Source organism: Limosilactobacillus balticus (genome assembly GCF_014145615.1).
GTDB classification, from domain to species: Bacteria; Bacillota; Bacilli; order Lactobacillales; family Lactobacillaceae; genus Limosilactobacillus; species Limosilactobacillus balticus.
Window position 1 is genome coordinate 1 of the sequence record NZ_JACIVH010000021.1, and the last position, 237, is coordinate 237.

A 237-nucleotide genomic window follows, 5' to 3' on the forward strand; every position below is an offset into this window, starting at 1 on the left:
GGTATTAGCATCTGTTTCCAAATGTTATCCCCCGCTCCGGGGCAGGTTACCTACGTGTTACTCACCCGTCCGCCACTCACTGGTGATCCATCGTCAATCAGGTGCAAGCACCATCAATTAGTTGGGCCAGTGCGTACGACTTGCATGTATTAGGCACACCGCCGGCGTTCATCCTGAGCCAGGATCAAACTCTCATATAAAATATATAAGAACTTGAATAGCTCTCAATTATCTTTG

At 47.7% G+C, this 237-nt stretch carries 1 rRNA gene; it reads right to left on the bottom strand.

Annotated features, from left to right (window positions below):
• Positions 1-200 (bottom strand): 16S ribosomal RNA (locus tag H5S10_RS00130); the annotation flags it as partial.
• Between the last annotated feature and the right edge of the window lie 37 nt (positions 201-237).